The 18,483-nt window shown below is 44.4% G+C and carries 15 protein-coding genes; 7 read left to right on the top strand and 8 right to left on the bottom strand.

Annotation, left to right across the window (positions count from 1 at the left end; all coding sequences use genetic code 11):
* Positions 1-413: 413 nt before the first annotated feature.
* Entirely contained in the window at positions 414-4,166 is a 3,753-nt protein-coding gene (locus QZ942_RS11665) for an ATP-binding protein (protein ID WP_292995759.1), read from the top strand.
* Positions 4,167-4,210: 44 nt separating this feature from the next.
* On the opposite strand, the gene QZ942_RS11660 is transcribed toward QZ942_RS11665, so the two are convergent.
* The 5 genes from QZ942_RS11660 to QZ942_RS11640 all read right to left on the bottom strand — a co-directional run bounded on the left by QZ942_RS11660 (position 4,211) and on the right by QZ942_RS11640 (position 9,988).
* A complete protein-coding gene (locus tag QZ942_RS11660; protein ID WP_292995757.1) occupies positions 4,211-5,440 on the bottom strand; it encodes an EAL domain-containing protein in 1,230 nt (409 codons plus the stop codon).
* A 181-nt stretch (positions 5,441-5,621) separates the two neighbouring features.
* Positions 5,622-6,191, bottom strand: coding sequence for a hypothetical protein (locus QZ942_RS11655; protein WP_292995755.1), 570 nt, complete (start codon positions 6,189-6,191; stop codon positions 5,622-5,624).
* A gap of 8 nt (positions 6,192-6,199) precedes the next feature.
* The gene (locus tag QZ942_RS11650; protein ID WP_292995753.1) at positions 6,200-6,712 is read right to left on the bottom strand and encodes a hypothetical protein; all 513 of its coding nucleotides are present in this window, start codon (positions 6,710-6,712) and stop codon (positions 6,200-6,202) included.
* Positions 6,713-7,019: 307 nt separating this feature from the next.
* Positions 7,020-8,312, bottom strand: coding sequence for a GNAT family N-acetyltransferase (locus tag QZ942_RS11645; protein ID WP_292995751.1), 1,293 nt, complete (start codon positions 8,310-8,312; stop codon positions 7,020-7,022).
* Positions 8,313-8,467: 155 nt separating this feature from the next.
* On the bottom strand, positions 8,468-9,988 hold the full coding sequence (locus QZ942_RS11640) for an Ig-like domain-containing protein (protein WP_292995749.1): 1,521 nt from the start codon (positions 9,986-9,988) through the stop codon (positions 8,468-8,470).
* A gap of 241 nt (positions 9,989-10,229) precedes the next feature.
* Here QZ942_RS11640 and QZ942_RS11635 point away from each other — a divergent pair, with 241 nt between their 5' ends.
* From QZ942_RS11635 to QZ942_RS11625, 3 genes are all read left to right on the top strand, one after another.
* Entirely contained in the window at positions 10,230-10,826 is a 597-nt protein-coding gene (locus QZ942_RS11635; protein ID WP_292995747.1) for a TetR/AcrR family transcriptional regulator, read from the top strand.
* 202 nt (positions 10,827-11,028) lie between these two features.
* The gene (locus tag QZ942_RS11630) at positions 11,029-11,307 is read left to right on the top strand and encodes a DUF4242 domain-containing protein (protein ID WP_292995745.1); all 279 of its coding nucleotides are present in this window, start codon (positions 11,029-11,031) and stop codon (positions 11,305-11,307) included.
* Positions 11,308-11,360: 53 nt separating this feature from the next.
* A complete protein-coding gene (locus tag QZ942_RS11625) occupies positions 11,361-13,103 on the top strand; it encodes a hypothetical protein (protein WP_292995743.1) in 1,743 nt (580 codons plus the stop codon).
* A gap of 51 nt (positions 13,104-13,154) precedes the next feature.
* Here QZ942_RS11625 and QZ942_RS11620 read toward each other — a convergent pair whose 3' ends face one another.
* The gene (locus tag QZ942_RS11620; protein WP_292995741.1) at positions 13,155-14,075 is read right to left on the bottom strand and encodes an ABC transporter ATP-binding protein; all 921 of its coding nucleotides are present in this window, start codon (positions 14,073-14,075) and stop codon (positions 13,155-13,157) included.
* Positions 14,072-14,803 carry an ABC transporter permease subunit gene (locus tag QZ942_RS11615; RefSeq protein ID WP_292995739.1) on the bottom strand — a complete coding sequence of 244 codons (732 nt, stop codon included), beginning with the start codon at positions 14,801-14,803 and terminating at the stop codon, positions 14,072-14,074. Before QZ942_RS11615 ends, QZ942_RS11620 begins: the two co-directional genes overlap by 4 nt.
* Before the next feature lie 308 nt (positions 14,804-15,111).
* Here QZ942_RS11615 and QZ942_RS11610 point away from each other — a divergent pair, with 308 nt between their 5' ends.
* Positions 15,112-15,624 carry a DUF1993 family protein gene (locus QZ942_RS11610; protein ID WP_292995737.1) on the top strand — a complete coding sequence of 171 codons (513 nt, stop codon included), beginning with the start codon at positions 15,112-15,114 and terminating at the stop codon, positions 15,622-15,624.
* A gap of 62 nt (positions 15,625-15,686) precedes the next feature.
* A complete protein-coding gene (locus QZ942_RS11605; RefSeq protein ID WP_292995735.1) occupies positions 15,687-16,049 on the top strand; it encodes a hypothetical protein in 363 nt (120 codons plus the stop codon).
* Between the two features lie 47 nt (positions 16,050-16,096).
* On the opposite strand, the gene QZ942_RS11600 is transcribed toward QZ942_RS11605, so the two are convergent.
* Complete coding sequence (locus QZ942_RS11600) at positions 16,097-16,786, bottom strand: VIT family protein (RefSeq protein WP_292995733.1); 690 nt, start codon at positions 16,784-16,786, stop codon at positions 16,097-16,099.
* Positions 16,787-17,245: 459 nt separating this feature from the next.
* On the opposite strand from QZ942_RS11600, the gene QZ942_RS11595 reads away from it, so the two are divergent.
* Positions 17,246-18,088 (top strand): DUF2971 domain-containing protein, encoded by an 843-nt coding sequence (locus QZ942_RS11595; protein ID WP_292995731.1) that lies wholly within the window; start codon positions 17,246-17,248, stop codon positions 18,086-18,088.
* Positions 18,089-18,483 lie beyond the last annotated feature (395 nt).

Here is an 18,483-nt window from a genome sequence, read left to right as displayed (position 1 = left end):
GGCAGTGGATAGAATTTACCTTTTCCTTCACATGTTCTCATAAAACTATTTTGAACAACACCTTTTCCAGGAAAAAATACACTTTTTTGCCCTTGCTGCAATATTGCTGTCGCTATTTTTAATAAATCGGATTAGGCTCATAATTTAAAAGGCTATCTTGACTGCCTTTCATGTGTTGCATGAAATGATTGTGGCTGGATCAACGGCACAATGTTCAACAAGATTAATTTAGAGAAAAGTGTAAGTAGAACTGTTAATAACCCAGAGTCGTTACTCTAGACAAAATAGCTTTTACAAAGAATGGGGCCTTCAGCCTGGTTTTTAAGAATCTCTAAACGAATGGGTTGTAGGGTGGACCTGGTACAAGATAATACGTTAGCAAACTCAGTTGCAGCTATTGTAGGGAGATTCTGATGAAATTTACTTCGCTGACACAGCGTTTTGCTGTTTGGTTTACATTGGTTTCTTTATTGCCAATATTGGTCATTGGTAATAGTTTATTGCATACCTTTGAAAAGGAAATAAAAAACTCCGCTATTCGAAATGTTTCTTCTATTGCCGATAAAAAAATTGAGCAGATTGACAGTTACCTGCAGGAACGTTTACTCGATTCAAGTTTAATCCGTGACGCCAGCACAACCCATGAAGCCATTATTGAATTTTCCAGAATATTTGAACAAAGTGGAATAGAATCAGATGACTACCAGCAGATGGACGCCAGTTACCGTGAGAATTTCAGACGCTTTGTTGAGGATGCGAAATATTATGATCTGTTTTTGATTTCTACCAATGGTACGATCATCTATTCCCAAACGCATGAGTCTGATTTTGCAACTAATTTATTCACAGGACCCTATCGCGATACAGGGTTAGGCAAAGTTACTCGCCATGCCTTGGATAATTTAGAAAGCAGCATCTCTGACTTTGAACAATACGCACCTTCAAAAGATGCAATTGCTGCATTCGTGGCGACTCCAATTATATTAAATGGAGAAATTAAAGGTGTCATCGCCCTGCAAATCTATAGTCAACGTGTATTTGCCGTACTATCGAATAACATTGGACTTGGAGATAGTGGCGAAACGGTTGTGGCACGTCTCGAAGATGATCAAACTGCATTGGTGATGGCTCCCCTGAAATATGATCCTGAAGCTGCATTAAAACGCAAAATTCCTCTTAATACCCCTCCTTCTTCGGAAGCCATGCAGAAAGCTCTAAAGGGTGATTCTGGAGGGGCACTGACGGTTGATTATCGTGGCAAGGAAGTGGTTGCTGCATGGCGCTACCTGCCTCGCATGAAGTGGGGCATAGTAGTGCAGATCGATGTGGATGAAGCATTTGCTTCTGTGTACAAACTGCATTATGTCGGCTTAATGATCCTGGTTATGACATTACTTGCCGCTCTATTGGGCGCTATTCTGTTTAATCGTCGTGTTGTGGATCCTTTAAAACATTTGAATCGAAGCGCTTTGGAAATCTCGGCAGGTAATTTACATCAACGTGTTGCTATCGAAGGCTGGGATGAAATGCAGCAGCTGGCGCATACTTTTAACAATATGGTGGAACGACTGAATGCTAGCAACCAGGAACGAAATAAAGCCGAAGAAAATCTGCTACAACTGAATCAAGAATTAGAGCATAGAGTAGCGACACGTACCGCCGATCTGCAACGTGCGAATGTGTCTTTGGCTATTAAAGAAGAAGAAATGCGCTCTGTTGTAGAGCACATGGTCGACTGCGTAGTGACTACCGATGAGAAGGGCGTGATTCTTTCCGCCAACCCGGTGATGGAAAAACTATTCGGTTATAGTCATGATGAAATGATCGGGCAAAATGTATCTATCATTGTGCCCGAACCGGATCGTAGTAAACATGATGGTTATATGGAAAACTATTGTCGTACCGGGCATGGTCAGGAATATGTCGGTCGCTCTTATTCACCGGGCTCGCATAGTCATAGTATTGGTCTCGGTCGTGAAGTTGAAGGTGTCAGCAAGGATGGCGAACGTATCGAGTTATATCTGGCAGTCAGTGAATATTTTGTTGGCGGAAAACGGCATTTCACCGGTGTGATGCGTGATATTCGTGAGCATGCACGCATGATGAAAGACTTAAAGCAGGCCAGAATTGATGCTGAGCAGGCAAGCCGCGCCAAATCTGCTTTTCTTGCCGCCATGAGTCACGAGATTCGCACACCTATGAATGGTGTGATTGGCATGATTGATGTACTGCGGCAAACCAGTTTAAGTGGCTATCAAATGGAAATGGCCAATTTGATACGGGATTCTGCTTATGCTTTGCTTTCCATTATTGAAGACATCCTTGATTTCTCTAAAATTGAAGCAGGCAAGCTGGAAATAGAAAAAATTCCTATGCGATTGGCCAGTGTTGTGGAGAATGCTTGCGGCATGCTGGGGCACCTGGCGCTCACGAAGGGAGTGGAATTGACTTTGTTTATTGATCCGGTAATCCCAGAAAATGTATTGGGTGATCCATTACGACTTCGTCAGGTACTGGTTAATATTATCAATAATGCGATCAAGTTTTCCAATAATCAGGAGAAATCGGGTAAGGTTTCAGTGAGAGTATTACTAACCGAATCGAATCCTGATCAAGTAGTGATTACATTTCAGATAACCGATAATGGCATCGGTATGAATAAAGAAACGCAAGACAAGCTCTTTAAATCCTTCTCACAAGGTGATCCTTCAACGACGCGGCGCTTTGGAGGAACTGGACTTGGATTGGCGATTTCTCATCATCTGGCGGAATTGATGGATGCAGAAATAACGGTACAAAGCGAGCCTCAGCAAGGTTCCACATTTATCATACAAATGCCATTTAAGCCGTTGCCCGCGATAACCGTCTCGGATAGCAAGCTCGATGATCTCAGCGGTTTGACTTGTCTGATACTGGGTGACGACAATGGTATGAGTGATGATATGGCCATTTATTTGAAAAGTGCCGGAGCGATTGTTGAACAAGTATCCGATCTGAATACCGTCCGTCAACGCATTCAAAGTTTAGCGCCTGGCTTGTGGCTTGTTGTCATTGATGCTGGACAACAAACACCCTCTATTGAGGACTTGCGTGCTGCATTTACTGCTCGTTCGAGTGCAATAAAAAGTACTGCAAAGATTGAATCTGATGCGTTGCAGTCTGATATTGAGCCGCGGTTTATCGTTATCAAGCGTGGCCGTCGCCGGCAAGCACGAACTGAGGATATCGATATTGTCACACTGGATGGTGATGTAATGTATCGTCAATCCTTGCTTCGGGCGCTGGCCATTGCTGCTGGAAGAGCAGAAGTAAGCGTGGAAAGCGCGCTACCAAATAATTTGCTTAAATCGGGACCTGCGCCTGTTTCGCGCGAAGAAGCGCTGCAGCAAGGCAAACTAATATTGGTGGCGGAAGATAACGATATCAATCAGAAAGTGATTCGACAACAGCTTAACCTGCTCGGTTATGCGGGTGATATCGCAAACGACGGGCGTGAAGCATTAAAGCGCTTGCAAGACTGTGATTACGCTCTGCTGCTGACAGACTTGCATATGCCAGAAATGGATGGTTTCGAGTTGACAAAAGCGATTCGTTCCGGGGAAACAGACAAGCAACATATTCCTATTGTCGCGTTGACTGCGAATGCGCTGAAAGGTGAAAAGGAGCACTGTCTGAGCGCCGGGATGGATGATTATTTGAGCAAACCGGTACAGCTTGAAGACTTGCGCCTGACCTTGGAAAAATATCTAGCCAGCAGTAAACCGGCAGAAGAATCAGAGTCAGTTTCTCAGCTTTTGGTATCAACGAATGAAGCTGACTCAATTGTTGCTCCGGTCGATGTTCATGTTCTGGAAGAATTAATAGGCAATGACCCGGAAATGATCAAAGAAATGCTGTTGGATTTTCGCACCAGTTCAGAAAAAATAGCCACAGAACTGCATGATACTTACCAGGCTGGTCAATTTGCTGCTGTCGGCTTACTTGCACATAAGCTCAAATCATCAGCGCGCTCTATTGGCGCGCTTGCATTGGGTGAGTTGTGTGCGGAAATGGAACAAGCGGGTAAAAAGAATGACGCGGAAACATTGGCTGTATTACTGCCATCATTTGACGCGCAGTTAATGAGCGTCAAAACCTATCTGGATGCTATGTATGCAGAAGGATAAAAAGTATTCTGAAAATTAGATTATCCTGAAGTAAAACCAAGTAGTCAGGGTGGTGTGGACGGGGTTACTAAGCCATTTCGTACTCTGCTTTGCCATTCTTCCACCCAACGTGAAAAATCGGCGGGCAGTAATGGAACCGAAACAAAATTTCCTTGCGCATAATCACAGCCTGTTTGCCGCAATAGTTCCCAGTCGTTACGATCTTCAACCCCTTCTGCCACGACTTCCATACCCAGTTGTTTGGCCATTGATAAACTGGCGTCATAGATGGCGCGTAGCGTGTCATCCATCCATGCGCGATGAACAAATCCCTGATCAATCTTGAGTTCACTAAAAGGAATGTCGCGTAATTGGGCCATTGATGAATGCCCGGTACCAAAATCATCAATCGACAAATGAAAACGTTTGAGACGTAACCGAGTCAGAATCTCCAATGGGATTCGTGTATCAGACCCCATTAATTGACTTTCAGTGACTTCGAGTGTGATTTTTTGCGGCGGCAGGCCGTTCTCGGCAACCAGTTTCACCACGAGATCCTGAAAATCCAGCGATGCCAGATTATCCATTGAAACATTAATCGCTACGCGTAGTATCTGTCCATTCTGATGCCATATTTTTGCCTGAGCCAGAGATTGTCTCAGAACCAGGCCTGTCAAGTCATTAATCAGACCATGTTGTTCTGCAGTATGGATAAACCGGTCCGGCAGTATCAGGCCATCTTCTGGATGGTGCCAGCGTACCAGTGTTTCTACGCCGATTACGTCACCGGTGGCCACGGATACTTTAGGCTGGTAATAATTCACTAATTCATGATTGGAAATAGCCGATTGAATCTCTGCGGCGCCATAGATTTTTTTGTCGGATGGTTTAGCTGGAGAATAGGGTTCCCATTTTTGCAATAATTCAGATAACTTTTCTGGATTCACTGGCTTATGTAGATAACCAAGCATCGGAATTTTATGCGCATGAACCAGTTTCTCCGCGGTTTTTAGCATGCGCTCATCTTCACCGCTAACCAATACAAGATTGCCATGGTAATTCCGGTCAACCAAGTAACGTACAAACTCAATCCCATCCATATCCGGCATATTCAGATCAAGCAGAATTAAATCCGGGCAGGTATCGGCATGATCGATTCTTTTGAGTGCGTCGTGTCCATTGTCGCATGTGCTGACAGTGGTATAACCTTTTTTGGCGAGCATTCGTGTCAGGAGCTTGAGCATAAAGGTGTCGTCATCAAGGATGAGTATCTTAATATCTGAGGCGCTCTGCATGACTTGCCTTTTCTTTGAATATTAAGGTAGGAATAAAGAAAATTGTATGATTCTTCATGCTATGAATCATACACTGTGTTTCTACTATGATGATAGTGATTGCTCGATCCTAATATGTCCGCAGGATTTGATAGTAGCCTCGATGAGATGGCAGAAGTATGACTGAGCAGGTAATGTGAATTTAATCATCAATCAATATATGCCCAAAAATAGCGAATACTCCAATGGCAATGCCGGTGACAAACTGTGCATGCACTAAGTGAGAAAATTTCTTGAGCTCATCGGGTGTGTAGCGCCAAGTTAAAAACAGGCCGAAAAGTCCCTGCCAGATAACCAGCGCCAATAAAGCTGGAAAGAAAAGAATATGACTGTAACGGGAAAATCCCATTAGCGAGATATGCAGCAGGATAATAGCAATGGCTGCGATGCCGAAATAGATGTGCGTGCGATTCATCCAGGTTAACAGGCGATTCAATTGAGATGAATCGATTGGGGAAGTATAGTCCGGGAGCAGGCGCTGTGCCAATTTTCCTTGCCCCAGCAGCAATTTCAGCAAGGTACGGAAATAAATAAATACCAGCATCGCCAAACCAATTTTTCCAAAACCCTCACCCATCTCGGTTAGAAATGTCTCCCGTTCTTCAGGAATCGGGTGAACTGAGTAGGCATAAATAAAATACGCCAATGAAACCAGTGCAATCACAAAGGTATAAATTAGAATACTTCTGATATTTTTAAGAGATTGCTGCATGGTATTGATCAGTGCGCTTGGTAACCCATGACTTTAATGATTTTCCACTCAAAATCATGAACATGAGCATCTTCACTGGCTAATGGCATGGAAAGGGCGCCTTTCGATAAAGGGGGCAGATCCAGATTAATTTGATGTGTTTTTGGGTCGTGCGACATGTTCGCGTGCATATCCATGTGATGATGCCCGTGGATCGGTGTCATGCTGACAATCAATTGCGTTACATGGTAATTTTCATTGCCATTGTAAATAGTGCCACTAAAAATCCCCCAACCGAATCCGGCGTCAATTTTCAGTTTCTGGATTGCTTCATCCGGTAGTTCAATCCACTTGGATGGATGTTTGTGACAAGTGCTTTCGTTCTTGCCGGATTGTACTGAACTGGATTGATGAATACATGGGTTTGCATTCGACGGAGATTGATCGGCGCTAACACTCTGTGCAACCAGGAGTATTGCCAGCAATGTTTCTGCGCAAATAAGCTTGAAAAATTTTGAATGTATAGCAGCTATCTTAGCCATCCGGTGCCTTTTATTGAATATCAGTATCTTAGGGAGAGAGCAGTCGAATTTGATTCTATCGATTCTTGCAATTGAATCCCCAATTGATGAATTTTCTTTGGTTGATTAGGATTGTTGATTCCAGTTTAGAGACCTAGTCCCGTCGTTTAATTCACCAGGGGCGATCATCATTGTTGATAAGAGTCTACCAAAAAAGAAACAGCCTCGTAAGGTGATACTGCGAGGTTGAGCAATTTGATCTGAGCTAGTACAGATTATTGGAGATAAAACTTGTAGTCATTTGGTAAATTAGTTGTTACCTTCCAAGCTAATGGGGTGTGATGTTACGCCCAAGCAAGCGCCGTGATAATTTTGGTATCCGCTTGTTGTTACGAAAATCATTCAGTGTCATTCCATTTTCATAAAGATTTAAAAATTTTTCACCGTTTGGTTCCATAATCTGTTCGCGTAAATAGCTTTCTTGAACAAACCCCAGTGCCAAGCTATTTTTCTGCGCTAAAACGTTATCGCTGTATACGATAGTAGTCAGTTTATTCAAGCCAACTCGATTGAAAGCATAATCGAGAACCAGCAATGTTGCCTCTAAACCATAGCTTTTATTATGGTGTTCAGGATTTGCAAAACCAATCAGAAACTCAGCACGCCGGTGATGGAATTGGATTTCGACAAGATTAGCAATACCGACAGGCTGATTAGTCGTTTTCTTGAAAATAATCCAATCAACCGATTTCAATTGACAGGGATGTTTCGCATTGGTTTCGCGCAACTTTATTGCCAAATCTTCAATGCGCTGATGACGAGGTATATAGTGATTATATTGTGTCATGAACGTGTTATTTTTATAACATTGATGCAGGTATTCTGCATCGTCTTCGCTGTATCGGCGAAGCGTGAGTTTCTCTCCGTCCAATGGTTCAATCCAAACCGGATCAATCTCCAAGTAATTCTGCGCTGCTTTATGAAAATCAGGGCGGAGTTGGATTGCACTATGAAAATGGGCTCTCGCCTCATCAAGCCTGCCTAAACTCTTGAGCGCTTGCCCGAGGTTATTGTGTGCCTCCGGATAGTTTTCTTGTAATTTGAGTGCCTGGCGATAATAAATGACCGCGTCTTCTGCCTGATTGAGTTTTTGCAGCGCATTTCCCAGATTGTTCAATGCATGAGCGTAAGTTGGGTGAATCTCAAGTGCTTTGCGGAAACTGATGACTGCTTCTTCCAATCGGTTTTGAGACAAATAAACATTGCCCAGAATATTATGTGCTTCAGCACGATTCGCATCGAGTGCTAATGATCGATGGCAATAATGTATTGCTTCTTCGATACGATTTTGTTCCCACAATGCATTCCCATAGTTGCTATAAAAATCAGCGCGCGTTGGATCAATGTCAATCGCTTTAGAGAAATTATCATTAGCTGCCTGATAACGCCCTGTTTGCGCATAGATAATCGCAAGCAAATGCAATGCATCCGGGAGATTAGGAGCGATAGTGCAAATCTGCAGGCAATGCCTTTCTGCTTCCTGAAGCCTTCCTGCCTGATGACACTGAACAGCAGCTTGCAGTAGAGTAGACAATGAAATACCAGCGTTAGGTTTTGTCATCTCCTTCTCCATTTCGTGTTGTAAATTTTAAACCGGAGGGAGAAATTAATCACGTGTGGTTCGGACAGGTATAACAGAAGACCCCCGTTGATTGTTTGTTGGAATACGTACAACAATAGAATCTTTCAGGAGCCTGTCAGCTTAGTTTAAGTCTTTTAAACTTGGATTCCTATTAGATCTGCGTATATGGCGCCGCCAGTATAATCCATCATATTGAATTTTAATGTGGTTTGATCATTAATTCCTTCATAAGGATTACCATCCGTATCCATAATGACACCGCTGGCTATCTGGATGCTATAAGAAGTGTTAATAATCAGATCCGTTGTTGGATTGATGGTCACTGTACCATACCCATCAAACGTGACTTGATTGGTGTCATTAATGGCTATATTGCGTGTGTCTGATCCGTTGGAGATAATAATATGACCATTGCCCGCAACGACGTCCTCATCAAAGAACAAAAAAATATTGTTATCAATCCCGATGAATGACTCATCCCATGGATTGCTCCCCGTCAGGAGTGGATTAGAGGCCAAAGTTGTGAAGTTGAGCATGGTAGTATCACTGATACCCGCATAGGCATTGCCTGCTGTATCTGTAATAACGTCACTGCCCATCTGGATACTGTAGGTGGTGTTAGGGATCAAATCAGCTGTCGGATTGATAGTAATGGTATTACCCATTTTACTGTTACTAAAAGCAACCTGACTTGCATCATGAATGGCGATAGTACGTGTATCAAATCCGTTAGAGATGACAATATTGCCGCTGCCAGCCGCCACTTCTTCATCAAAGTATAATGTGATATTGTCATCAAGCTTTAAGGTTGAATCATCTTGTGGATTGCTCCATACCAGGAGTGGATTTGATGCGACGGATGTGTAATTGAGTGGAGTAGCATCGCTGGTACCGGTATAGGAATAGCCTGCTGTATCCCTGATGACGCCACTGGCAATCTGGACACTGTAGGTAGTATTCGGAATCAAGTCTTCCAGCGGATTGATGCTTACCGCGCGATGCGACTCATCGGAATAAGTGACTTGACTGACATCATTGATAGCGATAGTACGCGTATCCGAGCCATTAGAAATGATAATATTACCGCTACCCGCTACCACCTCTTCATCAAAGTACAGTTTAAGATTGTCATCAATTTTGAACTCCGGAGAGCCAGATAGCGCGGTGGAGCTGCCCCATGAGTTCCAAGTCAGTAGTGGATCGGAGGCGATCGTCGTATAATTGAGTGTGGTTTGATCGCTGATACCAGAAAAGGGGTTTCCTGCTGTATCCATAACGACACCATTGGTCATCGTAACATGGTACTTGGTGTTAGGAATCAAGTCCGTTGTCGGGTTGATTGTGACTGCACGATACTCTTCGTTGAACATAACTTGGCTGGCATCATTGATAGCGATAGTACGTGTGTCCGCACCATTAGAGATGACAATATCACCACTACCCGCCACCACTGCTTCATCAAAGTACAATACAAGAGTGTCATCAATTTTAATGACATCGTTCGTAAAACTGTAACTCGAGAAAAATTGACCATTCCATGCATAGGCATCAACAAGTATTGGTATTGTATTGTCAACTTGGGAAATGGAATTGATTACATTTCCAATTCCATTTCTTTTGCCGGATTCCTGATCGTTCTCTGTTGCTACACTCATGAAATGAATCTCCTAATGACAATAATCGTTAGCTAATAACAACAATCTCTGTATTTGCGTAAAAGGTATCAGAATTTCTAGCGCTACCAATTCATAAGAACAGCCATTAATTGCCCTCTTTATGATCCGGTGACTTTGCGGAGAGGATTTATATTCTGAAACAACAAGAAATCTGGTAATTCTGTGTGCAAGGTTCAAAAGACAATTTGACATATGAGACAACCGGTCGTATTATCTGTGCATGTCAAAATCAACCAAAAAAGAATTAAATAGAGAGAGCCTGCTAAACCAAGGCGTTACTCTATTCATGGGGCAAGGTTACCATGGCACCGGACTGCAAGAAATCCTGGATGCAGTGAATGTTCCGAAAGGTTCTTTTTATAATTATTTTGGCAGCAAAGAGGACTTTGGCGCCGATGTCATTCAGTACTACATTGATCCGTTTATTGCACAATTGGCAAGTTACTTGGATAACTCGGGTACAGATGCTCTCGGTGCAATCAAATGTTATTTTGATGAACTCATTATAGAACTTGAAAAGAATGCGTTTAAAGGGGGTTGTCTCTTAGGCAATCTGATGGGGGAAATCGGCGACACCAGCGAAGTTTGTCAGAAATCGCTGCAGTCCGCGGTCAATCGCTACCGGGATCTATTGCAACTTGGAATAGCGAAGGCGCAGCAACAAGGAACAGTGCGACAAGATAAATCAGCAGAAGAAATGGCTGATCTGCTCATAAATACCTGGCAAGGCGCTTTACTGCGGATGAAGATAGAAAAATCATCCGCTCCGGTCAAACAGTGTTGTCAGAATTTATTGGGCGATTATTTTAGACCTTAATTTTTTTACTGAGTAAAAATACGACTGGTCATATTTAATTAATTCTAACAGGTCATTGAAAAACGTTTTCGAGGTAGCCGATGCAAGGCAAAAACAGGCGAAAAAGCGCAGTTTATTCTTAATAAATGAGCATTTTGAGTCTGTTTTTAACACCGCAGCGGCAACGCAGATAGTTTTTCAACGGCCTGTTAAGGGAGGCGAAATGCCGAAATATATAATAGAACGTGAAATTCCTGGGGCCGGTTCACTAACACCGCAAGATTTACAAGCCATTTCTCAGAAATCGTGCAATGTGTTGAACAAAATGGGGCCAAGAATCCAATGGCTGGAAAGTTACGTGACGGATGACAAAGTTTATTGCATTTACATTGCACCCGACGAAGCGACTATCAGAACGCATGCCGAACAAGGTGGGTTTCCCGCTCAGCGTGTTTCTCGAATCAATTCTGTGATTGATCCAACCACTGCCGAGCAGGATTAGAGCACTTCTCTCGGTTATGAAAATTAAACACTGATATTAAAGGGGTAATATTCATGCAATCCTATACTGCCATCCGTTCCACGATTTTAGTTCTGACTCTGGTTGTCGCAAGTACCCTCGAATCGTATGCCGAGTCAGAAGCAATAACCGCAACCCAAAAACAGCAGGCTTCTACCGGGCATGGCGGTGGCCATAAGCATTATAAGGAATCCGAGATGGCGAATAAGCCAAGCCCGGATGGCCAGCTTGCGCCCAGGTTGCATAATTTAGGTACGCACACATTTTCAGTCAGCACCCGCAACCCGTTAGCACAGCAATACATCAATCAGGGACTCAATCTTGCTTACGCGTTCAACCATGCCGAGGCACGCCGCTCGTTCCGCGAGGCGGCGCGGTTGGACCCAGAACTTGCAATGGCTTATTGGGGGCAAGCACTGGTGCTGGGTCCCAACATCAATGCGATGATGGAACCGAACGAAGAGCCACAAGCTCTGGAGATCGTGCAGCAGGCCAAATCATTGATGGCGAATGCATTACCGAGGGAACAAGCACTTATTAGTGCCCTCGCGAAGCGATACTCGGGTCAGGCTGGACAAAGGGAGGCGAACAATAAGGCTTACGCGGAGGCGATGCGGGAAGTACATGAGCGTTTCCCAGACGACCCAGATATTGCAATGTTGTATGTGGAGTCCATGATGGATCTACGCCCCTGGGGTTACTGGATGCTTGATGGTCAGCCGTATGAAGGAACAGCCGAAATCGTCGCGCTCACCGAGGAAGTATTGCGGCGCAATCCGAAACATCCGGGTGCACTGCATATGTACATTCACCTGATAGAACCAACCAGTACACCCGAGCGCGCAGAGCAAGCAGCCGATACACTCTTGACACTGATGCCAACGGCGGGGCACATGATACACATGGCATCGCATATTTATCAGCGTGTAGGCCGTTACGCCGATTCTATGAAGAGCAACCAGCTGGCAATCGCCGCTGATGAAGATTACATCACGCAGTGTCACGCGCAAGGGTTATATCCGATGGTGTACTACCCGCACAACATCCATTTTCTTTGGTTCGCAGCGACCGTGGACGGTCAAAGCAAGATTGCCATCCAATCCGCACGAGAAGTTGCCAGTAAGATTAGCGATGAAGTGTTGAAGGCACTACCGTTGACAGCAGTTTTTCGCGTAACCCCTTATTGGGCCCTCGCAAGATTTGGGCACTGGAAGGAAATTCTTGCAGAACCCGCACCGCCATCGACCAATCTATTTTTGACGGGAAGCTGGCACTATGTTCGCGGCCTCGCATTTGTCGCAACAGAACAATTGCAACAAGCCGGGCAAGAACTGGAATCGCTACGCAAGATTATGGCCGATCCATTGCTGGATGGTCCTCTTCTTTCGAAAAATACCACAAAAACGGTACTGAGTGCTGCACCGGAAGTACTCGCGGGCGAGATTGCTGCTGCGCGTGGACAGTTCGATCAGGCCATTACACATCTGGAGAAAGCGGTTCGCCTGGAAGATGCGCTGGTGTATACAGAACCGTTAGAGTTTCACTTGCCGCCACGGTTGGCACTGGGTGCTATTCTGCTTAAATCAGGGCGGGCAGACGAAGCAGAGACGGTGTATTGGGAGGATCTGCGGCGGAATCGTAACAACGGATGGGCGCTTTACGGATTGCAGCAGGCTTTGCGTGCGCAAAAGAAAGATGAAAGGGTCATTACAGCGCGATTTGAACAAGCCTGGGCGCGTGCCGACGTAAAATTGAGTGCTTCTCGTTTTGGGCGCTAGTGAGAGTAAAACGCTGTGAATAAGGATCTCGGTGCGAATTCATTAAAAATGCTATGAATTTCTTGAGAAAAGCTTTTCTTCCAACGTCTTGCCGTGGCTTAACTGCCGGTATTGCCAGTGATTGGTTTGAATACACTGCATGAGTTGCAGATCCATGCTGGGTTGCAGGTCAGGGTTGTATTCCACGATAAATTCATTTTTTTGCGGGTTAGTGACTTGTAAGACGCCTTCTAAAACCATGAGTTTAGCAATTACCTCTGCTGCCGGACAATTTTCCATTTGCAGGGTAATGAATCGGGAAGCAGTCTGTTGCTGGTTAGCGCTTACTTTCTCGGTCTGCAACATGCCATTTTCCAGCAGCAAAATTTGCTGACACAACCGGTCAAGTTCGGCTAAATCGTGAGAACTGATGATGAAAGTTGTCGCGGACGATAGTTCTGCAATGATTGATCGCACGGTCCGGACGTTCATAGGATCCAGCCCAGCGGTGGGCTCATCGAGTAAAACGAGTGCTGGTTCGCCAATCAACGCTTGCGCGATCGCCACTCGTTTAGCCATGCCATGACTAAGTGCCAGAGGTTTTTCATGTGCAGCTTCTTTGAGTGCAAATATCTCTAACACCCGGCTGGCTTCCAGGTTTGCTTGTTGGCGAGTGAATCCCTGTAGCCGCGCATAAAAAACCAGTTGCTCTGTCAGCGTAAAGCTCGGGTCTAACCGGGCATCCTGGGGTAATGCCGAGACTTTGCCAATGAGTTGTGTTGCACCGGGCGGGTGACCAAACACCCGGACAGTGCCGGAAGCAGGGTGTAGAAAACCAGACAAGATACTCAGCAAGGTGGTTTTTCCGGCGCCATTCGGACCTACCAAACCGATAGGCTCACCCGCATCCAGTTCAAAACTGACCTGATTAAGTGCGACTTTGCCAGAATAAATGTGGCTAAGCTGTTGGCACTGAATAATTGGCGAACTCACAGTGCCTGCCTCGCCATAATCCAACGCCCCAAGATTAGCAAGATCAGGCTTTGCAGGAGGGGAATATAAGCCAATGACAGCGTGCGCCATCCGGACAGTTGCGCCATATCAGATAATTGATAGCCGGGGATCAGGCATTTAAGAAAAGCCAGTACGGGGAGATAATAAGCTAAACTGCTGATAATCCCGGCCAGAAACATCCAGATCAGAATAGCCCAGAGGGTGGCTTGCCGGGCAGATTTAACCTTGGCGGATAAAGCGGCCATCATGGCTGTGAAGGGTAGAACGACCAAGATTAAATTAACGATTAAGATGGGCAAGTCCGGTATTGCAAAAGAAAGAAGCGATGGATCACGGGTCAGGGTCAACCCCAAGGTGCTGAAGGCGGCGGCACTAATCCACAGTGCCTGAATCACCATAGCGCCTATAAACCGGCCAAAGAATACACTGTTGCGGCTGCTGCGTATGACAATGAAACGTAACGTGCCGCGCTCACGATCGGAACAGGTTTGATCGGCTGTAAGCATAATGCTCAACATCGGGAAAATCATCAGCGCAAAATGCCAAAATACGCCGAATTCAGGAATGGGCCAATGCTGGATTGCGCCAAAGCCAATCAACTCAAAAATACTGAGTTCTGCCTGTAACCCCTTTTCCTGCACCAGCAGCTCAGCGGCAAATCGAAGCGGATAAAGCAGAATAAAATACCAAATGACCGCAAAGGTCACTAGAGACAGTATGCCTTTTCGGGTCGCAAAGCATCTCTTGAGTTCAAACGCGCTGAAGAGTAAAAGATGATTGAAGAAACCGGGTTGCATTGTTTTGCTGGAATTTGTTTTTATCGGTAATTCTGAACATTTTACCTGTATTACGCATGTCAGCCGTAAATTAACCGAAGCGAAGCACTTTCCTAGAACGAGTGCTATACCCGTCTTGACAATAGATACGTGTTTGTCCGCACTAATCCATGTCCATTCATGAGATACTTAATTCCACTATCTGACAGTCACAATCATCAATTAAACGAGGAAAATCTATGACCACTCCCTATATGTATAAAACATCCATACCCGTTTTCAAACAGTTGCTGAACAGCTTAAGCGCCATTTTGACGAAAGCCGAAGCCTATGCCGCCGAGAAAAAATTTGAACCGGCAGTATTACTGAACACTCGATTGTATCCGGATATGTTTTCGTTGATCCGCCAAGTGCAAGTTGCCGCCGATTTTGCCAAGAGTGTATCAGCGCGGCTGGCAGGTGTTGAAGTGCCGGTGTATGAAGACAACGAACAGACCTTCGCCGATTTACAGTCACGAATCAGCAAGACTTTATCATTTATCGAGAGCCTGACCCCCGAGCAATTTGAAGGCAGCGAAACGCGTGAAGTCGTGTTACGCCCGGGCACACCGAAAGAGAAAAAGCTAGTTGGCCACAACTACCTGATCAATTATGGGCTGCCGCAATTTTTCTTCCACGTTACCACCGCCTATGCGATTTTGCGGTCCAATGGGCTGGAAGTTGGCAAAGGCGATTTTATGGGCACCTTTTAGGCTCTGTTGTAATTATTTGTTGGTGTCGAACAGACAAATGTCCATTATCTGAAACCACCGCCATGAAAACCGTCAACGCGGAACAAGCTGCAGAATCAATCTTTGCGCTTCTCAAAGCAAACCCGTGGCTGAATAAGCCTGGGCTAATGACAGAAAATGATTATCACGCGAAAGACGAGGCCATCCTGTTTTTGCAGCGGATGGCAATTCATGGCGTAAATGGCTTTGGTGATATCAGCGAACCTGCACAGCGGATAGCAAGCGGGTTTTTGCTGGATTTTATGAGCAAGTTGATGCAGCCTGAACATCTTTTAAACAGAAAGACCTGGCTTGTGGATGACTCGAAACCAATGGCTGATCAAGCTTTGCAGATCATCGCTGCCGAGCTCGTTGAAAATCATCTCCGGTCTCAAGATTTGCATTAATAGTTTGCCTTCTGGAGGGATCGATTAATACCTGGTTTCGCACCTGATCAAACAGCCACGCCAAATAATCTGCCTACTGCCGCAGTTAGCCCCATTGCAAGCGCGCCCCAGAATGTAACCCGGAGTGCACCGATAGAGATTGCCGCTCCTCCCGCACGTGCGGCAAGACCGCCTAAGATAGCCAAAAAAACGAGTGACGATACCGCAACAGCCGTTATCAGTTGCATGCCCGGCAAATTCCACGCAATCAATAATGGCAGTGCAGCGCCAATAGTGAATGTGCCCGCAGAAAAAAGTGCAGCCTGAATGGGGCGGGCTCTAACATTTTCAGCTAAACCTAATTCATCTCTTGCATGCGCTCCCAGTGCATCATGTGCCATTAGTTGCTCCGCCACTTGTTTGGCTAGATTTGGATCCAATCCTCGTTTTTCATAAATATTGGCAAGTTCTTTCAGCTCAAATTCGAAGTCATTCTTTAATGATTCTTTCTCAAGCTCAAGATCTGCTTTTTCTGTATCGGATTGAGAACTGACTGATACATACTCACCGGCAGCCATAGACATCGCGCCGGCAACCAAGCCAGCAACGCCAGCAAGAAGAATATCTGCATGTGCGGCCTGAGCCGATGCCACACCGATAATAAGGCTCGCCGTTGAAACGATACCATCATTGGCGCCGAGAACGGCAGCGCGTAACCAGCCGATGCGGTGTGATCGATGTATTTCATGGCGACTCATATTGTTTTCCCTCCGGTATTTTCAAGAGTGCTTTTGGACAAAGTATTCCTATCTATTATCTATATTGCCCGATTCTCGCTCATTCTTTGTTCCAACTTGCGATTCTCCGTGGTTTTGCAGCGGAGATAGGCGCAGGGCGTAGTGCGGAGCAAATTTATTGTACTTTCATGATCTTAATAAATACAAATGCTATATGCCGTTAGGTTTCAACTCACTTACTAAGTCTATCAAGAGTACTGTCACATATAATCATATGTTTATTCATTCATGGTAAAAGCATTAATTTTCTGCTAGCTTGTTAGTTACATGTATTTGTAGCTCCCCGTATTACTTGAGTGGGAGCGCACAACCAAACTCATCCAATGGTGTTCGGAAAAATGTTAAGAAATTCAATCTTTCACAGCGATATAGCAAATCGAATAAGTAGCGGCGAGAAAATGAATTTATTAGAGGTGCGATTTGAGTTTTAGAATTTTTCGCTTCCTAAGTTTTGAATCATTCGTAGATTTGGTTTTGAGAGAGCAGCTAGCATTTGTAACATACGACATGTGGCAAGATCCCTATGAGGGTTTTGTCATAAAAGCAATGCAAACAGATAAGGGACGAGCTGACATCATACAATGGTTTAAAAAAAATAATTTATCAAGCGATATGCCTCCCGATATGCGGTTAGGTATACTTGAAAAATATAGTAAAACAGTCCATTTACAGTCGTGGACTAAATGTGAAGAAACTGATGCTTTATGGAGAATCTACGCTTTCAATGGGAATTCAATTCGTATTGAGACAACTATTAAAAACCTTCAACGTATTAATAATATTGATTTCTTTTCAGTAGAGTACAAATCAATGAGTCTAGAACGTGAGCTTAAGAGTATATTTACTGGAAATAAAATTCAAATTCAAAAAGCATTTTCGTGGAAGAGGAAAGCATTCTCACACGAGGAAGAATTTAGACTAATTTCAAATATCGATCATGAATACTTGCCAGAACAGCAAATAAATCAACAATCCCAAATTACTCCTGATGACATGTTAAGAGCTTTGCAAGTATTCCTTGAAAAAGGCGAAATAACACGACAAGAGTATGAAAGTGGCGTTGCAAATATTAATTTGCCTTCCAAGCCCAATATTAAGCAAGTTAAACACATATCATTTTCTCATATTCCCAATTTTATCGAATCGGTAATGGTGCATCCGACTGCTTCGGATTGGTTTGCCGAGACAGTCGAGCGCTTTTGCAAGAACTATCATATAAAGTTTCTAGGAAAATCAAATTTGTATAAGTTTAATCATCGATAGGTAAAGGATAGATAAGAAACAATAACCACTTTTTTTGCGTACCAGTCCAGTAGGGCGCAATTGTTATTGCGCCGGATGATAGTCTTGGTGTAATGCACTTCGCTTATTGACACCCTACCTCATGGATGAGTGAGTGTTCATTAAGCGTTATGTGCTTGAGCGGGTTGTTTTATCTGAGGTTAAGCAGGAAACCCCAGTTCTTGATGCAGTTTCCAAATCATTTTTTGTTCGTGCGGCGTGTTGTTTAGAACTTTGAATTTTTAGAGGTGCCCATAAGGAATCTCTGAATAACTGTCATTTCGAGCAGAGCGAGAAATCTATATTGTTGATTGCCAAAGATTCCTCACTACGTTCGGAATGACAAAGGTGAGTTATTCAGAGATTCCATAAAGTAA

Source organism: Nitrosomonas sp. (assembly GCF_021731985.1).
Lineage (GTDB): Bacteria > Pseudomonadota > Gammaproteobacteria > Burkholderiales > Nitrosomonadaceae > Nitrosomonas.
Note: the sequence above shows the minus strand (reverse complement) of the source record. Positions and strands in the feature narration are given on the sequence as shown.

Excerpts from the sequence above, each read along its gene's own strand:
- QZ942_RS11610 (WP_292995737.1), top strand. The coding sequence starts at position 15,112 with ATGACCACTCCCTATATGTATAAAACATCCATACCCGTTTTCAAACAG.
- QZ942_RS11655 (WP_292995755.1), bottom strand. The coding sequence starts at position 6,191 with ATGCAGCAATCTCTTAAAAATATCAGAAGTATTCTAATTTATACCTTT.
- QZ942_RS11600 (WP_292995733.1), bottom strand. The coding sequence starts at position 16,786 with ATGAGTCGCCATGAAATACATCGATCACACCGCATCGGCTGGTTACGC.
- QZ942_RS11635 (WP_292995747.1), top strand. The coding sequence starts at position 10,230 with ATGTCAAAATCAACCAAAAAAGAATTAAATAGAGAGAGCCTGCTAAAC.
- QZ942_RS11645 (WP_292995751.1), bottom strand. The coding sequence starts at position 8,312 with ATGACAAAACCTAACGCTGGTATTTCATTGTCTACTCTACTGCAAGCT.
- QZ942_RS11640 (WP_292995749.1), bottom strand. The coding sequence starts at position 9,988 with ATGAGTGTAGCAACAGAGAACGATCAGGAATCCGGCAAAAGAAATGGA.
- QZ942_RS11605 (WP_292995735.1), top strand. The coding sequence starts at position 15,687 with ATGAAAACCGTCAACGCGGAACAAGCTGCAGAATCAATCTTTGCGCTT.
- QZ942_RS11630 (WP_292995745.1), top strand. The coding sequence starts at position 11,029 with ATGCCGAAATATATAATAGAACGTGAAATTCCTGGGGCCGGTTCACTA.
- QZ942_RS11625 (WP_292995743.1), top strand. The coding sequence starts at position 11,361 with ATGCAATCCTATACTGCCATCCGTTCCACGATTTTAGTTCTGACTCTG.
- QZ942_RS11650 (WP_292995753.1), bottom strand. The coding sequence starts at position 6,712 with ATGGCTAAGATAGCTGCTATACATTCAAAATTTTTCAAGCTTATTTGC.
- QZ942_RS11665 (WP_292995759.1), top strand. The coding sequence starts at position 414 with ATGAAATTTACTTCGCTGACACAGCGTTTTGCTGTTTGGTTTACATTG.
- QZ942_RS11660 (WP_292995757.1), bottom strand. The coding sequence starts at position 5,440 with ATGCAGAGCGCCTCAGATATTAAGATACTCATCCTTGATGACGACACC.